The following is a 17,656-nucleotide window of genomic DNA, read 5'->3' as shown; positions in this document are numbered from 1 at the left end:
TTGTGGCGCGGAGTGGATGATGGGGATTAAGCGGTACGAGTTGAGCAAGGCGCAATGGTCGCGGATTGCGTTGCTGGTTCCCGGCAAGAGCGCTGATCCTGGCCGGACGGGTGCGGACAACCGCTTGTTCGTGAACGGATGTCTTTGGGTACTGCGCTCGGGCGCACACTGGTGCGACCTTCCGGAACGCTACGGCAAGTGGAAGACAGTCCATCGACGCTTCAGCCGCTGGTGCCACGCTGGCGTCTGGGAGCGGGTGTTCGAGGCGCTGACGGCTGACCGCGACAACCAGTATCTGATGATCGACAGCACCATCGTTCGCGCGCACCAACAGGCGGCGACCGGAAAAGGGGGGCCAAGGATCAGGCGCTGGGGCGTTCCCGAGGCGGACTGACCACCAAGATACACATGCTCGCCGACACGTTCGGCCGCCCCTTGCGGTTTCGCATCACGCCCGGCCAAGCCAGCGACATCGCCTCGGCATCCGGCTTACTCGAAGGTCAGCGCGGAAAAGCGGTGCTTGCCGACAAGGCGTATGATGGCAACGACTTACGTGACCAGATCGCCGCGATGCACGCCGAGGCGGTGATCCCGTCCAAGCGCAACCGCAAGGTCGCCATCCCGCACGATGCGGAAATCTACAGGCATCGCAACCAGATCGAACGATGCTTCAGCCGCCTCAAACATTTCCGCCGCTTCGCCACTCGCTACGACCGCCGAACCACCCATTTCACCGGCTTCGTTCATCTCGCCGCCGCCATGATCTGGCTACGATGAATGTCGATCCGGCCTAGGACGGTCTGGATCGAGGAAGGGACGACGAATGCCTGCCAAGAAGCACAAGCTTGAGGAGGTCATCGGCAAGCTGCGTGAGGTTGGCGGATAAAGGATCTGGAGGAGGCGAACCTCCGGCTGTGCCGCGCGATCTCGGACCTGACATCGGACAAGCTGATTCTGCAGGAGGCGACGCGGGGAAACTTCCGAGCCCTGCACGGCGTCGGCGGTGCATCGGCCAGGTGCGAGAGGGGTTGGATGTGTCCAAGCGACGGGTGTTCCGCATCCTTGGGCAGCATCGTCGATGCAGCATAAGGTGCCGGGTGGGGCAGATGACGAGGAGGCGCTGACCGACGACATCGTCGCGCTGGCCAGGCAGTACGGGCGCTACGGCTATCGCCGGGTGACCGCACTGCTGCATGCAGCCGACTGGTCTGTGAACCACAAACGGGTGGAGCGGATCCGACGACGTGAGGGGCTGAAGGTGCCGCAGCGTCAGCCGAAATGCGGTCGGCTGTGGTTGAACGATGGCTCGTGCATCCGCCTGCGACCGGAGTATCCCAAGCATATCTGGGCGAAGCCGCCTACAAGGCTCCGGCGATGCGCAGCACCGTTGGAAGGCAGGCGGAAGGGTACGTCTTTGTCCGGGCGACGACGCACGACGGACGCAATTTCCGCATCCTGAACGATCATCGACGAGGCGAGCAGGGAATGCCTGGCGCGGGTGGTCGCACGCCGGCTCCGCCACGAAGATGCTGGCGGCCCTGGCCAAGCTGATCATCGACCGGGGCCGCCCGCACATATCGGATCGGATAACGGCAGCGAGCTTATCGCTACCGCAGTCCAGAAATGGCTTGGGCGGATCGGCGTGGAAACGCTCTGCATCATGCCAGGCTCGCCATGGGAAAGCCGCTGCAACGAGAGCTTCAACGGCTCGCTGCATGACGAGCTGCCGGGCAAAGAGATCTTCTACAGCCTCGCCGAGGCCATAGTGCCGATCTAGGCGTGGCGGCGCCACTACAACACCATCTGGCCGCATAGCCGCCTAAGCTACCACCCACCTGCACCAAAAGCGGCGGAGACGACAACACACGAACTATCTGCCCGGACCATCCGCTGGGCGCTGCTCACCCGACGGTCAGTTCCCGCGGAACGACCTTGATCCGCCCTCCCCTTCCTTCTTGGCACTCCCGGGTTCGATCAGCGCCATGCCAACCGTTATCGCATTACCGTGTAGTCCCTGAAAGCACGTGGAGGCACAATGAGCCACAAACCGCAAAAATTATTCAGCAGCGCTCCAACATTAGCGCGATACCCTGTCCGACACCTATGCACATGAACGCCATGGCATACCGGCCGCCGGTGAGGTGCAATTCTTCGACCGCCGTCATCGCGATGCGTGCGCCGGACATGCCAAGCGGATGGCCAAGCGCAATGGCGCCGCCGTTGCGGTTCACGCGCGGGTCGTCGGTGGCGATGTCCAGGTCACGCAGCGTTGCGATCGCCTGCGCGGCAAAGGCTTCGTTGAGTTCGATCACGTCGAGCTGGTCGAGGGTGACACCTGTGATCCGGCATAGCTTGCGTGCGGCTTCGATCGGTCCGACGCCCATGATGCGTGGCGCGATGCCCGCCGAAGCTAGCCCGACAATGCGAGCGCGTGGGGTAAGGCCATTGGATACCGCCGCGGCCTCGGACGCGATCAGCATTGCTGCGGCACCGTCGTTGAGCCCTGAGGCATTGCCCGCCGTGATCGTGCCATCTGCGCGGACGACGGGCTTGAGTTTCGCCAGCGCCTCGAGGCTGGTCGCGCGTGGGTGTTCGTCCTGCGTGAAGACGACGGCCTCACCCTTGCGCTGCGGAATGGTGACCGGCACGATTTCGGCGGCCATGCGACCACTGGCGATGGCAGCAGCGGCCTTTTGCTGGCTGGCGAGCGCAAACGCGTCCTGATCCGCGCGGCTGACCTGCCATTGATCGGCGACATTCTCCGCCGTCTGCGGCATGGTGTCGACGCCGTACGCCGCTTGCATTGCCGGGTTGACGAAGCGCCAGCCGAGCGTCGTGTCCTCGATCTGCTGGGCGCGGTCGAAGGCGGCAGTGGCCTTCCCCATCACATAGGGCGCGCGGGTCATGCTTTCGACACCGCCGGCAATGACCAACGCCGCGTCGCCGCTGCGGATCGCCTGTGCGGCGCTGCCGACCGCGTTCAGGCCCGATCCGCACAGCCGGTTGATCGTGCCGCCGGGTACCGCTTCCGGCAATCCGGCGAGCAGCACCGCCATGCGTGCGACGTTGCGATTGTCCTCGCCCGCCTGATTGGCGCAGCCGAGCAGCACGTCGTCGACGGCTTCCCAATCGACACCGGGGTTGCGCTGGACCAACGCACTTAACGGGATCGCGGCAAGGTCGTCGGCGCGGACGGTGGACAGCGCACCGTTCAACCGTCCGATGGGCGTGCGGATCGCGTCGCAGAGATAGGCGTCGGGCATCAGGCGTCCTGTTCCAGCATGGCGATGATCTTCTGCGCTTCGGCGAAGCCGGTATTCGCGGCCGGTACCCCCGCGTAGATGGCGGTCTGCATCAACACTTCCTTCAGTTCATCGGTGGTGAACCCGCCTTCGCGAAGCCCGGCACGGACGTGCAGTGCGAATTCCTCCCATCGCCCGAGCGCGCAGGTGATGGCGAGGACGAGCAGACGACGGGTCCGGTCGTCAAGGCCGGGCCGGCCCCAGATCTCTGCCCAGGCAATGCGCGTTATCATCGCCTGAAAATCGGCAGTGAACGGGGTTCGCTTGGCCAGGCTGGTATCGACCCACGCATCGCCCAGCACCCGGCGGCGATTGCGAAGTCCCGCTTCGAACAGTGTGTCGGCGGCCGTATTCGCCGCAGCGTCGCCGCACAGGAAGGTGCGCAGCGCCGCCGCCAACGCGCCCGGCGCCTCGATCGGCGGCAGATGCGCGCCATCGACGCCGACGTGCCGTGCGCCGGCAATGGATAGCAGATGCTCGCCATGTCCGGCATAGGGGGTCGAAATGTCGAGTGTCGCGGTCACCACCAGCGTCGGCTGGGTGATGGTCGCGATCCGATGGGCCAGAGCCATGTCGCGGATCGCCGCCCCCGCCCCGGCATAGCCGGCATCGGCCTGTCGCACGATGCCGTCGCGCAGGCTCGCCGCGACCTCCGGGTGGTGCTTCACAAAGCCCGGGGAAAGGAAACGTCCGACTGCCATGTCGGCGATGGCGGCGGTGCCCTGCGCGCGCACGGTGTCGATCCGGCTCTGCCACGCCGCCGGGTCCATGGTGGCCGACGTGCAGATCAGCGCCAGTGCCGACACCCGCGCCGGATGGTCGAGCGCCAATTGCATCGCGACCATGCCGCCCAGCGACACGCCCGCCACCGCCGCCCGTTCAACGCCGACATCGTCCAGGATCGCGACGACATCGTCGGCCAGCATTGACAGGCTGTAGTCACCCTCCGGCGCATCCGACCCGCCCGCTCCGCGCGTATCGATCCTGAGCAGTCGGAAGGCGGAAAGGAGCAGCGGAACCGTGCGGTCCCACAGCGACATGTCGGTGCCGATCGAATTGAGCAGGACCAGCACCGGACGATCGGCCGCCCCCTCCAGCCGCCAGTGCAGCCGTATGCCGTCGCGCATCGTCATGGCCATGGCGTCACTCCCCCATCCCGCCCAGCAATTCGGCAATGATCGCCGCGCTTTCGCCGATATCGTCGCCGACTGCCGCAGCGCCGAGGTTGCGGGCGATGGCGGCGGTGTCGATCTCCAGCCCCTCGGCCACCACCGCCAGCGCGGCGGCGCTGCCCGATGCGAGCAGGAACAGATCGGCCAGCACCGGCCCCTCGGCCTGCCAGCCGCCCAGCCCCCGCTCCTGTTCCTGCGCCATGCCGCCCAGCAGCGACGCGACCAGCCCCGGCGCGCGCGTCGCCGCCGATAGGGCGACCTGGCAACCGGTCGGGTTGCGCTTGTGCGCCATCGCCGACGATCCGCCGCGTCCGGCGACCTGCGGTTCGCGCACTTCACCAATGCCATTCTGCGCCAGCAATGCCACGTCGCGCGCCACCTTGCCGAGCGCGCCGATCAACAGGCCGACCGCGGCGCCGATCGCCGCCACGCCAGTCCGCCGCGCGTGCCACGGCGCGGTCGGACCCAGTCCGAGCGCCTTGGCCATATGCACCGCGACGACCGCCCCCCTGCCATCCAGATCGGCACGGGTTCCGGCGGCGCCACCCAGTTGCAAGCCCGCATGGCGTTCGACCGCGACGTCCAGCATCACCAGAGCATCGTCGATCCCGCGTGCCGCCTGCGCCAGCCGCAGTCCGAACGCCACCGGCATCGCATTCTGCAACAGCGTCCGCCCGATCGCCGGGCGTTCGGCATGGCCCCGGGCCAGTGCCGCCAGCCCATCGCGCACTCGGCGGCCATCGTCTGCCAACAGCCGATGCGCGGCACGGACCTGTCGCATCAGCACGGTATCGGCAACGTCCTGACTGGTGGCGCCACGATGCAGCGCCTTTGCCGCCTCCCCATCCACCACCATAGCCCGCAGCCGCGCGACCAGCGGAATGGCGAGCGTACCGGCCAGCGCCGCCGCCTCCGCCAGTTCGGCCGTATCGATCCGTGCCGGATCGACGCCCGCGACGATCGCCTCCGCCAGCTCCGGCGCGAGGACGCCGTGCGCCGCCTGCGCGCGGGCCAGTGCGATTTCGAAGGCGCAGGCGTGGGCGATCGTCGCGGCATCGTCGAACACCGCGATCATGTCCGCCGTCGCGACGGGGCGCAGGCGCAGCAGGTCGCTCACAGGTCGAAGAACACCGTTTCGCGCTCGCCCTGCAACACGAAATCGAGCGACCAGATGTCGTCTCTCGCGGCGGTCGCGACCAACGTTGCCCGCCGTTCCGCAGGAACCCGTGACAGCGTCGCGTCACCTGCCTCCAGACCGGCAAAATACAGCCGCGTCGCCAGCCGCTTGATGACGCCGCGCGCGAAGATCGACACCGCGATATGCGGCGCATGGTCCGTTCCGATCGATCCCGGCAGGATGGTGCGGAACCGATAGCCGCCATCCTCGGCAGTCGCGGCCCGGCCAAAGCCCACGAAATGCGGGTCGCTGCCCGTTTCGCCATGATAGCGGCCGGCAACGTCCGCCTGCCAGATTTCAAGCATCGCATCGGGAACCGGGGTCCCGTCGCCATCGAGCACGCGACCGACGATCTCGATCACCCGCCCTTGTGGAGTTCCGGTGGGGGCGGACAGGTTCAGCACATAATGCGCCTCGGGAAACAATTCGGGCCGCGCGCCCATGTCCGATTGCCCGACAAGATCCGCGCCCCCCTTCCAAGGAAGGCCATAGTGGAAGAAGGGGCCAACCGTCTGGCTGGGCGTCTGGCCGAACAATGCCGGATCCTGATTGTCCTGCCGAGGGCCGGGGCGACGGTCGGCGACGTCAATGGTCATGGTCGTCCTCCTCGAACGGCGTCTGCTCGCGGCCTTTGAGCACCACATCGAAGCGATAGCCGAGCGCCCAGTTCGGCTCGGTCACATCCATGTCGAACCGCGCGACCAGCCGCTGGCGATACGGCATCGGCACCGCGTTCGCGATCGGGTCAATCTCGATCAGCGGGTCGTCGGGGAAATAAAGCTGCGTCACCAGCCGCGTCGCGAAGGCGGGGCCAAGCAGCGACAGATGGATATGCGCCGGCCGCCACGCATTGCGGTGGTTGCCCCATGGATACGCCCCCGGCCGGATGGTGACGAAGCGATAGCGTCCCTCCGCATCGGTGACGACCCGCCCAGCTCCGGTGAAGTTCGGGTCGTGCGGCGCGTCCCACTGGTCCTTGCCATGGATATAGCGACCGGCGGCGTTGGCCTGCCAGATTTCCAGGACCGTATCGGGCACCGCACGGCCATCCTCGTCGAGCACACGCCCGGTGACGATGATCCGCTGCCCCTGCGGCATGGCGGCATGCTGTGTGGTCAGATCGGCCAGTGCCGATCCCATCAACCGGTCCCAGCCGGCAGGCCCGGTCGTCTCGGTTCGCGTCTGCGGCACACGGAGCGGTGGATGCAGCGGTGCGCGGGTGCGGGTCGCCCCGTAGTCGGGGAACAGCGATGGCGGCGCGCCGGCGTCTTCGCGATGATAGCTCATGCGGCGACCTCCGTGCCGGTCTTGGCCCGCACCTCCTCGACCGACACGCCCGGTGCGCATTCGATCAGGCGCAGGCCCGGCTTGTCGCAGGCGATGACGGCAAGGTCGGTGATGATCAGGTCGACGCAGGCCTTACCGGTCAACGGCAGCGTGCAGTCGGGCAGAATCTTGGGATCGCCATGTTTCGACACATGGTCCATCACGACGACGACGCGGCGGACCCCGGCAACGAGGTCCATCGCCCCGCCCATGCCCTTCACCATCTTGCCCGGAATCGTCCAGTTGGCGAGGTCGCCGGCCTGGCTCACCTCCATCGCGCCAAGGATCGCCATGTCGATATGGCCACCCCGGATCATCGCGAAACTGTCGGCGCTGGAAAAGAAGCTGGATGTCGGCAGCGCGGTGATCGTCTGCTTGCCCGCGTTGATGAGGTCAGGGTCGGCTTCGCCCTCATAGGGGAACGGGCCGATGCCCAGCATCCCGTTTTCCGATTGCAACGTTACCTCGATACCGTCGGGTACATGGTTGGCGACCAGCGTCGGGATGCCGATGCCCAGATTGACGTAGAAACCGTCCTGCAATTCCTGCGCGGCACGCACCGCCATTTCGTCGCGGGTCCAGCCCATCATTTATTCTCCCGGCTGCGCGTGGTCAGCTTCTCGATCCGCTTCTCGTTGATCGTGCTTTGGACGATCCGGTCGACATAGATGCCGGGCGTATGGATGCAGTCGGGATCGAAGCTCCCTTCGGGCACGATCTCCTCCACCTCCGCCACCGTCATCTTGCCGGCGGTGGCCATGTTCGGGTTGAAGTTGCGCGCGGTCTTGCGGAACATCAAATTGCCCGCCGGATCGGCCTTCCATGCCTTCACGATCGACAGGTCGGCGCGCAGCCACGTCTCGCGGACATAGTCCTCGCCCTCGAACGTCTCGACCGGCTTGCCTTCGGCTACCACCGTACCCACCCCGGTCTTGGTATAGAAGGCCGGAATGCCCGCCCCGCCCGCCCGAATGCGCTCGGCAAGCGTCCCTTGTGGGTTCAGTTCCAGTTCGAGTTCACCAGAGAGATATTGCTGTTCGAACAGCTTGTTCTCACCGACATAGGACGAGATCATCTTTGCCACCTGCCGGCTTTCCAGCAGCATCCACAGGCCGAAGCCGTCGGCGCCGGCATTGTTGGAGATGACCGTCAGCCGCTTCACGCCACTGGCCCGGATTTCCGGGATCAGGCTTTCGGGATTGCCCGACAGGCCGAAACCGCCCGACATGATCGTCATCCCGTCGAACAACAGCCCGTCCAGCGCCGCGGCGGGTGTGTCGTAGATCTTGCGCTTCATGCCGCCTCCAGCGGTAAACCGATATAATTCTCGGCCAGGGAACGCTGCGCGGCGGGGGAGCCGCGCAGATAATCGAGTTCGGCGATCTGGATGCGCCGGTCGAAGCCGTCCATGGTCGGGAACCGGTGGGTGACCGAGGTGAACCACCACGAAAACCGCTCCGCCTTCCAAACCCGTGCCAGCGCGCGCGCCGAATAGCCGTCGATGCCGGCATCGCTGCGTTCGCGATAATGTTCGGTCAGCGCCTCGCCCAGCATCGTCACGTCGGAGACGGCAAGGTTCATGCCCTTGGCACCGGTCGGCGGCACGATATGCGCGGCATCGCCTGCCAGGAACAGCCGCCCCCAACGCATCGGTTCTGCGACGAACGACCGCAGCGGTGCGATCGATTTCTCGAACGATTTGCCTCGCGTGACCTTCGCCGCCGTCTCCGGGCCGAGGCGCAGGCATAGTTCATCCCAGAAACGATCGTCGGACCAGTCGTTGATGTCCTCGTCGAGGCCGCACTGGACATAATAGCGGCTTCGCGTCGCGGACCGCATCGACGCCAGCGCAAAGCCACGTTCATGATTGGCATAGACCAGTTCATGCTCGGCGGGCGGCACATCGGCCAGCACACCCAGCCACCCGAACGGATAGACGCGTTCGAAAGTACGCAGCACGCTGGCCGGGATCGCACCGCGGCTGACGCCGTGATAGCCGTCGCAACCGATGACGAAATCGCAGTCGAGCCTCCGCGCCTCGCCACCTTCGCGCCACGTCACGACCGGGTGCACGCCGTCAAGGTCGGAGAGGCTTACATCCGCAGCGTTCCAGCGAATGTCAAGCCCGCGTGCCTCGGCAGCATCGAATAGGTCGCGCATCACCTCCTGCTGGCCATAGACGGTGACCGTCGCGCCACCGGTCAGCGCTGCCATGTCAATACGGAACATCCGCCCGTCGAGCGACACGTTGGTCCCTCCATGGACTAGCCCCTCCCGTTCCAGTCGCGCCGCGATGCCAAGCCGCCGCATCAGGTCGACGGTGCCCTGTTCGAGCACCCCGGCGCGCACCCGCCCCTCGACATAATCACGGTCGCGGCGTTCGATAACGGTCGCGTTGATCCCCTCGGCGTGCAGTAGATGGGCGAGGAATATGCCCGCCGGCCCTGCGCCAATGATCGCCACCTGCGTGCGGTGCCGCATCCTGTCCTCTCCAATCGGCGTGATCCGCCCTTTCTCCACATTGCTGTCTCGCGATCGCCATGGCGATGGACAGCATGATCGAAAAGTTGGACGATCCGCTCGACAGCGGATAGGCTAAGGCGATGGTCGCCGCTTCGATCCCGCGCTTCTACCTGTACGGTGAACCGCATCGATCCGTCGAGGCGAGCTTCGTCCATGCCGAGCGACTAGACGACCGATCGCGGCCCAGCGAATGGACGATCCTGCCCCATGCCCATGCAGATCTGGTACAGGCGTTCGTGCTCGACCGGGGAGGCGGTACGATGCGGGCGGAGGATGCCCGGTTCGACGTCGTGGCACCGGCGCTGCTGCTGATCCCAGCCGGGATCGTTCATGGCTTTTCATGGGACCCGGCGTCGGTCGGATCGGTGGTGACGCTGTCGGTCCGCCATCTCGCGCTGCTCGACGGTCGTTATCCGGGGCTGGCCGGAGTGTTCGCGCGGGCGCAGGTCGTTGCGCTGAGCAGCGAGGCACTAACCGTGCTGCACGGTGTGACCGTAACGCTGATGCGCGAACTGGGGTGGTCGGCGCCGGGGCACCGCGCCGCGGTGGATGCCGCGCTGCTGACCTTCCTGATCGAAGCTGGTCGCGCCGCCGGTCCCGATCCCGGTAAGGCGCAGCCGCCGCCCGGCCAGCATGGCGCATTGGTCGCGCGGTACCGGGCGCGGATCGACGAGCGCTTCCGCCTCCGCGAGCCGATCGCAGTCCATGCGGCGGCACTCGGCACCAGCGAGAGCCGGCTGCGCGTTGCCTGTACCCGCATCGCCGGGATGTCACCCGCGGCAATACTCGATGAGCGCGCGATGCTCGATGCCAAGCGTGCCTTGCTCTACACCAATTTGTCGGTGGCGGAGGTCGGCTATAATGCTGGCTTTGCCGACCCTGCCTACTTCACCCGCTTCTTCACCCGGCATTCTGGTGTATCACCGCGTACCTTCCGTTCGACGGGCAGTGATGGTGCATGAGCCCCGGGTCAGGCATTGTTGCCGAAACGGCGAAATTTGGCAGTCATGTCGCGGAAGGTCAGTTCTGTATCGATCGCGGTATAAACGCGCATCGCGCGTCCCTGCGGGCGTGCGCGATAACCGCCTTCTTTGGTCAGCATCGGTGTGGGTATCGTCACATACCGGCTCGAACTGGGATCGGGTTGCAGCGGTGGCAATAGCCCGGTCAGCGTAACAAGCGGACTGTCGCCGAGGATCATGACATCCGACGCGGGCAATGGCGGGAAGCCGGGGATCGTCGCCAGCTTCGCCTCCATCGCGTCGACTTCGCCGGCGAGGAACCGGCCGATCGGACTATCGACCAATTCGCTCAGGGCATCGCGCGGGAACAGCATCGCACGATAGGCATCGCGAGGTACCTGCCAGATCTCGATGTCCGCCCGGTTGAAGACCAGTTCCGCCGCCACCGGATCGAGCGACAGGTTGAACTCGATCTTGTCCGCGCCGGGCGGGGGAACGGCGATGCCGGGATGTTCTGGACCACCGATCCACACCAATCGAAGCCGCCGTGCGATACGCGGCTCGGCGAGCCATGCCAGCGCCAGGTCGGTCAGCCCGCCGCCGGCGGCATAGAATAGCGGCGTCGACACATCGGTCCGCATCGCCTCTGCAATGATCGCGGCGGTCGCCGGACTGGGCTGGCGGCGGTCCGGCGACACGATCGCCGTCTGCGAACCTTCGACCACGCGGTGCTGGCCGGTCCGGCCCATCACCTCCAGCAGCGCCCGGACCTTCGCCACCGCCGCCGTTGCCGAGGTAGCGCCGCCGAACTGCGGCGGTAGATGCGACCCGATGAGGAGCGGAATCTCGACCGACCGGCACAGCAGATGATGGGCGAGCTGGAACAGCCCGTCGGGATCGCCGGCGAAATCATTGTCGACGATCACCCGTGCGATCGGCGGATGCCGCCGGTCCGCCAACAGCGGCGCGGCCAGCGTGACACCCAGCGACGCAGTCGCGGCACCCAGGAAGCGGCGGCGATCGAATGCCATCCGCCCGTCTCCGACAAGCGGCCTCAGAACAACAGCCCCGCCATCCAGAACGAACCGACGAACGCCGTAAGCGCGGTCAGTGCCATCGCGGTGCACCGCACGTCGGCCAGGATGGCGGCGCGACGGTTCGACCTGTCGTTCATCTGCATCGGTCCTCTCCCCTCTCTCATGGTCATCATACCGGATCGCGAAGCGCCGCCGTTACCGCGAGCCCCGCGACGGCCATGCCCAACACTCCGCCGTACAGGATCTTGCCGGCGAACACGGCGGACAGCGGCCATGCCGACGGCCCCAGCGGCAACAGCGCGGCGTGCAGACCGCCCGCCAGCACCGTGGCGAGGAGGACGAACGCCCCGATCCTGAGCACGACCGCCGCCGGCCAACGGCTTTCCGTCAGCATCGGGGCGATAGCGCCGTGACGGGTGCGCCGACGGGTCAGCAGCGTCGGCACGAGGCTGCTCATCAGCGCGATCATCGCCGTTTGTGGCAGCGCATCGACGATCAGCCCGTTCCAGCCGGCAACCGCCACCTCGGCCTGTCCGCCGAACAGCAGCGCGACAAACACCCCGCTCAACACCGCGCTGATCGCGGCGGCGACCGCCATCTCGATCCGGCGGTAGCGGCGCTGCGCCGCGGTCATCGCGGTTCGCTGACGACGACCGGCCCGATCAGCCCGGCGGGACGCAGCGGCGCATCCGGGCGATAGGTCGGCATCGACGTCCAAGTGACCTTGGTCGCACCGGGCTGCGCATCGCCGATCAAGCGGTTGATCCAGCGATTGGCGACGCGCACTTCAATCCGGTTACGCCCCGGCTTCGCCGCCGCGCCAATATCGATGCGATACGGCGCATGCCACACCGTGCCCACGCTCCGCCCGTTGACCAGCACTTCCGCCAGATCGCCCACCCGACCCAGATCAAGCGTCAGCGACTTGGCCGTCGTCCGCGGGAGGTTGAAATCGGTCGTATAAGTCGCAAGGCCGGAGAAATAGCGGATGCCGAGTACGGCACTCGCATTGAGCGGGGTGAGCGTCGGCAGCGTCGCACCGGCCGGCGCGCCTCGCCCCGGCTGAAACGAGACGATCCACGGCCCATCAAGTTTGACCACCGGCGTGACCGCTGATGGCGCGACCGTCGCGGTGGTCGTGCTGGTCGGGCCGCGGAACACCACGAACACCGACTCCTCCGCCGCCAGATCAAGAGGCACGATCGTCTGCCCCCCTTCGATCCGGTAGGACACCGGCTTCACGCGGCCGGTATCGGCATGCCATAATGCGAGCACCCGCCCGGTCACGCGAAAGCGGGCTTCGGTGCGTTCGGCACGGTTACGGCGGTTGACGACATAATAGATTTCGCCATCCCCCAGCGTCCGGTGCGCGAACAGCAACTCGCTGTCGGGTGCCGCCCTTGCATAGTCGAAGTCGGGCAGGATCGGGATGCTGCTCAACGCCCGCTCAACGTCGCGTCCGGCGATCACCCGGCCCGCACCGACCGGGGTCACCGCCTGCCCACTCCACAATTGCCGGACCAGCGTGGCGAAGGCGGCCGGATCGTCGCCGAGCGACGGCGTACCCACCGGCGCATCGCCGATCACTGTCGCGCCCGCCTGCACCAGCGCCGCGATCCGTTGCAGCGTCGCCAGCGTCATCCGCGCGCTCGATCCGCCCAGATACAGTGCGCGGTAACGCGCCCCGCCCTTCGCGACGATCTGCCCCTGCTCCACCGACAGGATGTTCGCCAGCGCATCGGCGTTGACGAAGTCATAGCCGTAGCGAACCGGTACGTCCTTGAGCGGCGCCTGCGCGTAGAGCGCGGTCAGCGGCGCTTCCTCGCCATGGAAATACGCGACATCGGCGACGTTGCGTCCCTGTTGCAGCATATAGCTCGACCGCGCGATGTAATCGATCCACGGCCGCGCCATGCCCGACCAGCTTTCGTGCCGGTTGAAATACTGGCCGAAGATGGCGAGGCTGAGTCCCGGCACCTTGTCGTCGACCGGTTGATGGACCGATGTATGGATGACCGGGCGATTGACGCCATGGACGAATTCGAAATCGATCACCCGTCGCAAATCGGCGGGCGCGAACGCCCAGGGGGAGAAGCCCGACGTCATTGATTCCGCCGCAACCAAATTCTGCCCGTACAGGTGCGCAACCGATGCCGCGCCGCGAATGTCGCCGACCAATGTCGGACGTGGTGCCTCGTCCGGGCCGAAGGTCCACATCGCCGCCATCGGAATATCGGCATGGGCGCGAAGCGCGATGTCGTCCCCCAATGCCGGGCGGCTATCCTCCAGCGCCTCACCATAGACTTTCAGGCCATTGGCATGGGCGACCTTTGCGATCGTCCCATAATGTTCGCTGGCCATCAGATCGGCCAGCGTGCGGCGATAGTCGTACAGGAAGGCATCGCTGCGCGCCCGGCTGCCGATGACGATGCCGGTCAACGTCGGCAGCCATGGCGTCGGATCATAGCCGCGCAGCCGCTTGAACTGTTCGACCATCCGCGGCGTCCAGTTGGCGTCGCCTGCCTCGAAACTGTCGGTCAGCAGCGCGCGTACGCCCTTCGCACCGATCAGGTCGCTGCCCGCGGCCTCCCGGTACATGCGCAAATATTGGTCGAGATAGCGCGACACCGCCGCACCGTCATATTTGTCGACCTCCAGTCCGGTGGACTCCGCGGTCGCCGGATGATTGGTCGTGCCGAGCAGCGAACTGCCGATGCGCAGAATCCGCCATCGACCGGCAGGCGGGGTCCAGTCGAGGGTCCCGTCGCTGCGCATCCGGGCGGTCAGGTCGACGACGCGCGCCGGATCGACGCCCGCCATGTCGGGCACCCCGGCCGACAGCGCGTGATAGTCGAGCACGGTCGCGAATCCGGCCTTCGCCTCGAACCGATCGATCCTCGCCTCACCTGACAGGCGCAGTTGCGCGACCGAGATGCCGGTATCGGGCCGGTTGGGGAACAGCCCCTCCATCACCACGCCCGGTACCGGTGCGTTCAGCCCGACGCGCTTGGGACCGGTATTCGGCCCCATGACGATGCGGAACGCGCGCGCGGTGACTGGGGCGAACGACACCGTTGTCGGGACGATGCCGAGCGGCAGTTGCGCCAGGGGACGCCAGCCGCCGCCTTCGTGCACCTCCAGCACCGGCAGATAATCGGGATCGCCGAACGGCGGCAGCGCGCCGGGGATGAACAGCGTCGCGCTGGCGATCGTGGTCGGCCTGGCATAGGCGAAGTCGATCGTCGCGGGGCGGCTGGCCGCGCCCTTCGGCAACAGGACGACCGACTTCGCATCGTCATCGGCAAGCGCTGCGGCATTGACCGGCTTGCCGCCGACGGTCGCGGTCGGCAGCGGGGTCGCGTGCGGCGCGACCGGGAACGCCAGCACGGCGACATCGTGATACGCGACCGGCGGCTTGTAGGACGGCCCGCCGAACGCCGCGAGCGGATCGTCGAACGGCAGCGACTGGAACGGACCTGTATTGCCCGGCGGTGCCGGCAACGCCGCCGTGAAGCGGCGCCCCCCGGTCACGTCGGTCTGGCTCCAAACCAGCTTCTTCATGCCATCGGCGGCGGGCACCCAGGGGCCACCCGTCTCGCTCCACCCCGGCGACGCGGCGATGGCCAATTCGAGGTTCAATCGATCGGCGGTGGTCGCGGCGAGGCGGAAGGCGCGTTTCCACGCCGGGTCCATGTAGACGACACGGTCCTTGACCACCTGCGGCGTCATCAGTTGCGCGTCGAAATTCTGGACCCCGCCCAGCCCGATGCGGTGCATCCATTCGAGATCCTTGACGATCCCGTCCTCGCTGATGTTCCCGTTCAGCCAGTGCCACCACGTCCGCGGCCGCGCCTCAGCCGGCGGGTTATCGAACCCTGCCGCCAGCGGGTCGGGCGCGGCTTGCGCGAACGCAGTGGTGGTCGCCAACAGCGCGGCAGTGAACAGCGCGATCCGCTTCACAGCGCGTTCCCCGCGGCGATGCGGCCCAGTACCCCAGCGCTCGGCTTGGGGGTGCGGCGGAAGGTCGTACGATCGACCGCAACCAGTCCGTATTTGGGCTTGTAGCCGAAGATCCACTCGAAATTGTCGAGCAGCGACCAATGAATATATCCCTGCACCGGCACGCCATCGTCAATCGCCTTCTTCAGATCGGCGAGCGCGGCCGGAATGAAGCGGGCGCGGATTGCATCATCGTCGGTGCCGACGCCATGTTCGGTGACGAGGATCGGCAGGCCGGTCGCCTGATGCGCATAGCGCACCGCCCCGGCCAGCGACGGGGCCCACACCTCGTTTCCGCTCCAGTTGCGGACGGCATCGGCCGGTGCGGCGACCTTGCCGTTCTTGTCCCAGCGGGCACGTTCATAATTCTGCACTCCGAAGAAATCGTCGCCGCGCACCGCATCGGTCCATGCGCCATACAGATCGGCGCGGGCGGCATCGCGTTTGGCCTCGCCACCGGGCAACGCCTGATCGTCGAACATGGCCAGGCTGACGCCGACCGGCAGGTCGCTGCGCACCGCCTTGATCGCGTCGCGCCCTGCCTTGTGCGCGGCGACCATGATGGTCTGCATCGTGTCGAGGTCTTCGGCATTGGCGACGTTGCCGGCGACGAATTTGGGCGTCCCCGCCGCCTTCGCCGCCGCCGCCAGCATCGCGCGCTGCGCATCCAGCAATTGCGGCGGCAGGCCGATCGTCTTCAACAACCGCAGCAGGTTCGGTTCGTTCAGCGTTACCGCATGACCGATGCCCGCGCCCAGATGCCGCGTCGCCCGGTCGCAGAAGCGCGCGAACAGTTGCGGCGCCTGCCGGTTGGTCCAACCACCGGCCGCCGAAAACCATCGGGGTGCAGTAAAATGACTATAGGTCACGACCGGCGTCAGTCCACGTGCCCGTGCGCCCTCGATCATCCGCTTGTAATGATCGAGCATCGCGACCGAGAACATGCCCGGTTCCGGTTCGATCCGCGCCCATTCGATCGAGAAGCGATAGCTGTTCAGGCCCAGCGCCTTCACCAGATCGAGGTCCTGCGCCCATAGTTCGAAACTGTTGCAGGCATCGCCCGATTTGTCGGCAAAGACGCTGGGCGTGACGTTTTCCATCAGCCACGTATCGCTGGCGACGTTATTGCCTTCGACCTGATGGCCGGCGGTCGATGCGCCCCACAGGAACCCTTTGGGAAACCCCGTGGCCCGGCGCGGCTGGCCGAGCGCGGGCGATGCGGCAAGCGCAGCACCGGCGGCCAGGATGACGCGGCGGTCGATCAGCATGTCTCTCTCCCGATGATATCATTGTCGGCCAGAAAGCCGAGGATGTCGTCGCTCAGCCGCGTGTCGGCGGTGCCGAGATGCGCGGCGAGGCTGTAGTGGTTGTGACCCGACAGGATTGCGGCCGGGGTCAGGGTGCCGTGGCGTTCCAGACGCTCGGCGAGCAGGGCGATCGTCTCACGCTGGAACCGGGGCGGGTCATATTGCGCACAGGCGAGGAACAGCGGCAGGGTAGTAGCCGTCACCGCCTCGCGCGGCATTCGTGCCGGATAGCCAGTCGGATCGCCGTAATAGAGTGCGTCGCGAGCGTCGATCGGGGTATGGCCGTACAGTCCCGACAACAGCACTGCCGCGGCCACGTCGAGCGTTGCTGCGCGCAGCATCAGCGCGGTGGCAACATGCACCGCGCCCGCCGACGTACCCATGACGACGATCCGCGCCGGATCGCCGCCATGGCCGGCGACATGGTCGCGCAGCCAGTCTATGGCAGCGGCCACGTCCTCGCCGCCTGCCGGCCAGCCATGTTCGGGTGCACGGCGATAGTTCATCACCGCTCCGACCATGCCGTGCCGTGCCGCCCAGCGCCCGACATGCGCGTTGAATGGGTGGTCCGCGCTCCGCTTCTCACCGCGCACGAACCCACCGCCATGGACGAACAGCAGGACCGGCACATGCCCGCCTTCCTCCACCGGCCGGTACAGGTCGATCTGGTGGCGGGGATCGTCGCCATAGGACAGATCGGCGGCGGCAACGGGCAGGTCGCGAGCGATGCGTGCCTGATCGTCGCCGTACAGTGCCTGCACGGCGGCAAGCACGTCCGGCCCGATCGCATTGCCCATCGCGGCGATCGTCGCCCGGTCCATCGACATGCCCGTCCCCGTCACCGCCCCCTC

The 17,656-nt window shown here is 66.6% G+C and carries 15 protein-coding genes and 1 pseudogene; 3 read left to right on the top strand and 13 right to left on the bottom strand.

Features of this window, described 5'->3' with window-relative positions:
* Positions 1-25 precede the first annotated feature (25 nt).
* Together GQR91_RS00720 and GQR91_RS00715 are read left to right on the top strand one after the other, a co-directional pair.
* Positions 26-777, top strand: a protein-coding gene (locus GQR91_RS00720) for an IS5 family transposase (protein WP_428842979.1) whose coding sequence is annotated in 2 segments (ribosomal slippage) — positions 26-356 and positions 356-777 — 753 coding nt in all. Because the reading frame shifts where the segments join, the coding sequence is not laid out codon by codon here.
* Positions 778-879: 102 nt separating this feature from the next.
* Positions 880-1,855, top strand: a pseudogene (locus GQR91_RS00715) (integrase core domain-containing protein); the annotation flags it as partial.
* Positions 1,856-2,060: 205 nt separating this feature from the next.
* On the opposite strand, the gene pcaF reads toward GQR91_RS00715, so the two are convergent.
* The 8 genes from pcaF to pobA are packed head-to-tail and all read right to left on the bottom strand — an operon-like array spanning position 2,061 to position 9,458.
* A complete protein-coding gene (gene pcaF / locus GQR91_RS00710; RefSeq protein WP_149682401.1) occupies positions 2,061-3,263 on the bottom strand; it encodes a 3-oxoadipyl-CoA thiolase in 1,203 nt (400 codons plus the stop codon).
* Positions 3,263-4,441: a bifunctional 3-oxoadipate enol-lactonase/4-carboxymuconolactone decarboxylase PcaDC gene (gene pcaDC / locus GQR91_RS00705; protein ID WP_149682402.1), complete on the bottom strand. Its 1,179-nt coding sequence runs from the start codon at positions 4,439-4,441 to the stop codon at positions 3,263-3,265. The genes pcaF and pcaDC overlap by 1 nt, the downstream gene beginning before the upstream one ends.
* 4 nt (positions 4,442-4,445) lie before the next feature.
* Positions 4,446-5,591 carry a lyase family protein gene (locus tag GQR91_RS00700; protein ID WP_149682403.1) on the bottom strand — a complete coding sequence of 382 codons (1,146 nt, stop codon included), beginning with the start codon at positions 5,589-5,591 and terminating at the stop codon, positions 4,446-4,448.
* Entirely contained in the window at positions 5,588-6,247 is a 660-nt protein-coding gene (gene pcaG, locus GQR91_RS00695; RefSeq protein WP_149682404.1) for a protocatechuate 3,4-dioxygenase subunit alpha, read from the bottom strand. The genes GQR91_RS00700 and pcaG overlap by 4 nt, the downstream gene beginning before the upstream one ends.
* Complete coding sequence (gene pcaH, locus GQR91_RS00690; protein ID WP_149682405.1) at positions 6,237-6,938, bottom strand: protocatechuate 3,4-dioxygenase subunit beta; 702 nt, start codon at positions 6,936-6,938, stop codon at positions 6,237-6,239. Before pcaH ends, pcaG begins: the two co-directional genes overlap by 11 nt.
* Positions 6,935-7,564 carry a 3-oxoacid CoA-transferase subunit B gene (locus GQR91_RS00685; RefSeq protein ID WP_149682606.1) on the bottom strand — a complete coding sequence of 210 codons (630 nt, stop codon included), beginning with the start codon at positions 7,562-7,564 and terminating at the stop codon, positions 6,935-6,937. The genes pcaH and GQR91_RS00685 overlap by 4 nt, the downstream gene beginning before the upstream one ends.
* Positions 7,564-8,274, bottom strand: coding sequence for a CoA transferase subunit A (locus GQR91_RS00680; RefSeq protein WP_149682406.1), 711 nt, complete (start codon positions 8,272-8,274; stop codon positions 7,564-7,566). Before GQR91_RS00680 ends, GQR91_RS00685 begins: the two co-directional genes overlap by 1 nt.
* Positions 8,271-9,458, bottom strand: a complete 1,188-nt coding sequence (gene pobA, locus GQR91_RS00675) for a 4-hydroxybenzoate 3-monooxygenase (RefSeq protein WP_149682407.1) — start codon at positions 9,456-9,458, stop codon at positions 8,271-8,273. The genes GQR91_RS00680 and pobA overlap by 4 nt, the downstream gene beginning before the upstream one ends.
* 122 nt (positions 9,459-9,580) lie before the next feature.
* On the opposite strand from pobA, the gene GQR91_RS00670 reads away from it, so the two are divergent.
* Positions 9,581-10,462, top strand: a complete 882-nt coding sequence (locus GQR91_RS00670; protein ID WP_149682408.1) for a helix-turn-helix domain-containing protein — start codon at positions 9,581-9,583, stop codon at positions 10,460-10,462.
* 8 nt (positions 10,463-10,470) lie between these two features.
* Here GQR91_RS00670 and GQR91_RS00665 read toward each other — a convergent pair whose 3' ends face one another.
* The 5 genes from GQR91_RS00665 to GQR91_RS00645 form a co-directional block, all read right to left on the bottom strand.
* Positions 10,471-11,493 carry a nucleoside hydrolase gene (locus GQR91_RS00665; RefSeq protein ID WP_149682409.1) on the bottom strand — a complete coding sequence of 341 codons (1,023 nt, stop codon included), beginning with the start codon at positions 11,491-11,493 and terminating at the stop codon, positions 10,471-10,473.
* A gap of 175 nt (positions 11,494-11,668) precedes the next feature.
* Positions 11,669-12,133, bottom strand: a complete 465-nt coding sequence (locus GQR91_RS00660) for a hypothetical protein (RefSeq protein ID WP_149682410.1) — start codon at positions 12,131-12,133, stop codon at positions 11,669-11,671.
* Positions 12,130-15,459 (bottom strand): glycosyl hydrolase, encoded by a 3,330-nt coding sequence (locus GQR91_RS00655; RefSeq protein WP_218570827.1) that lies wholly within the window; start codon positions 15,457-15,459, stop codon positions 12,130-12,132. The genes GQR91_RS00660 and GQR91_RS00655 overlap by 4 nt, the downstream gene beginning before the upstream one ends.
* Positions 15,456-16,763 (bottom strand): family 1 glycosylhydrolase, encoded by a 1,308-nt coding sequence (locus GQR91_RS00650; protein WP_149682607.1) that lies wholly within the window; start codon positions 16,761-16,763, stop codon positions 15,456-15,458. The genes GQR91_RS00655 and GQR91_RS00650 overlap by 4 nt, the downstream gene beginning before the upstream one ends.
* Positions 16,760-17,647 (bottom strand): alpha/beta hydrolase, encoded by an 888-nt coding sequence (locus tag GQR91_RS00645; RefSeq protein ID WP_235904020.1) that lies wholly within the window; start codon positions 17,645-17,647, stop codon positions 16,760-16,762. Before GQR91_RS00645 ends, GQR91_RS00650 begins: the two co-directional genes overlap by 4 nt.
* Between the last annotated feature and the right edge of the window lie 9 nt (positions 17,648-17,656).

This window comes from Sphingomonas carotinifaciens, from assembly GCF_009789535.1.
Taxonomy (GTDB): Bacteria; Pseudomonadota; Alphaproteobacteria; order Sphingomonadales; family Sphingomonadaceae; genus Sphingomonas; species Sphingomonas carotinifaciens.
Note: the sequence above shows the minus strand (reverse complement) of the source record. Positions and strands in the feature narration are given on the sequence as shown.

Coding starts and splice junctions, on each gene's coding strand:
- pcaF (WP_149682401.1), bottom strand. CDS start 3,263: ATGCCCGACGCCTATCTCTGCGACGCGATCCGCACGCCCATCGGACGG.
- pcaDC (WP_149682402.1), bottom strand. CDS start 4,441: ATGGCCATGACGATGCGCGACGGCATACGGCTGCACTGGCGGCTGGAG.
- pcaG (WP_149682404.1), bottom strand. CDS start 6,247: ATGACCATTGACGTCGCCGACCGTCGCCCCGGCCCTCGGCAGGACAAT.
- pcaH (WP_149682405.1), bottom strand. CDS start 6,938: ATGAGCTATCATCGCGAAGACGCCGGCGCGCCGCCATCGCTGTTCCCC.
- GQR91_RS00685 (WP_149682606.1), bottom strand. CDS start 7,564: ATGGGCTGGACCCGCGACGAAATGGCGGTGCGTGCCGCGCAGGAATTG.
- GQR91_RS00680 (WP_149682406.1), bottom strand. CDS start 8,274: ATGAAGCGCAAGATCTACGACACACCCGCCGCGGCGCTGGACGGGCTG.
- pobA (WP_149682407.1), bottom strand. CDS start 9,458: ATGCGGCACCGCACGCAGGTGGCGATCATTGGCGCAGGGCCGGCGGGC.
- GQR91_RS00670 (WP_149682408.1), top strand. CDS start 9,581: ATGGTCGCCGCTTCGATCCCGCGCTTCTACCTGTACGGTGAACCGCAT.
- GQR91_RS00665 (WP_149682409.1), bottom strand. CDS start 11,493: ATGGCATTCGATCGCCGCCGCTTCCTGGGTGCCGCGACTGCGTCGCTG.
- GQR91_RS00660 (WP_149682410.1), bottom strand. CDS start 12,133: ATGACCGCGGCGCAGCGCCGCTACCGCCGGATCGAGATGGCGGTCGCC.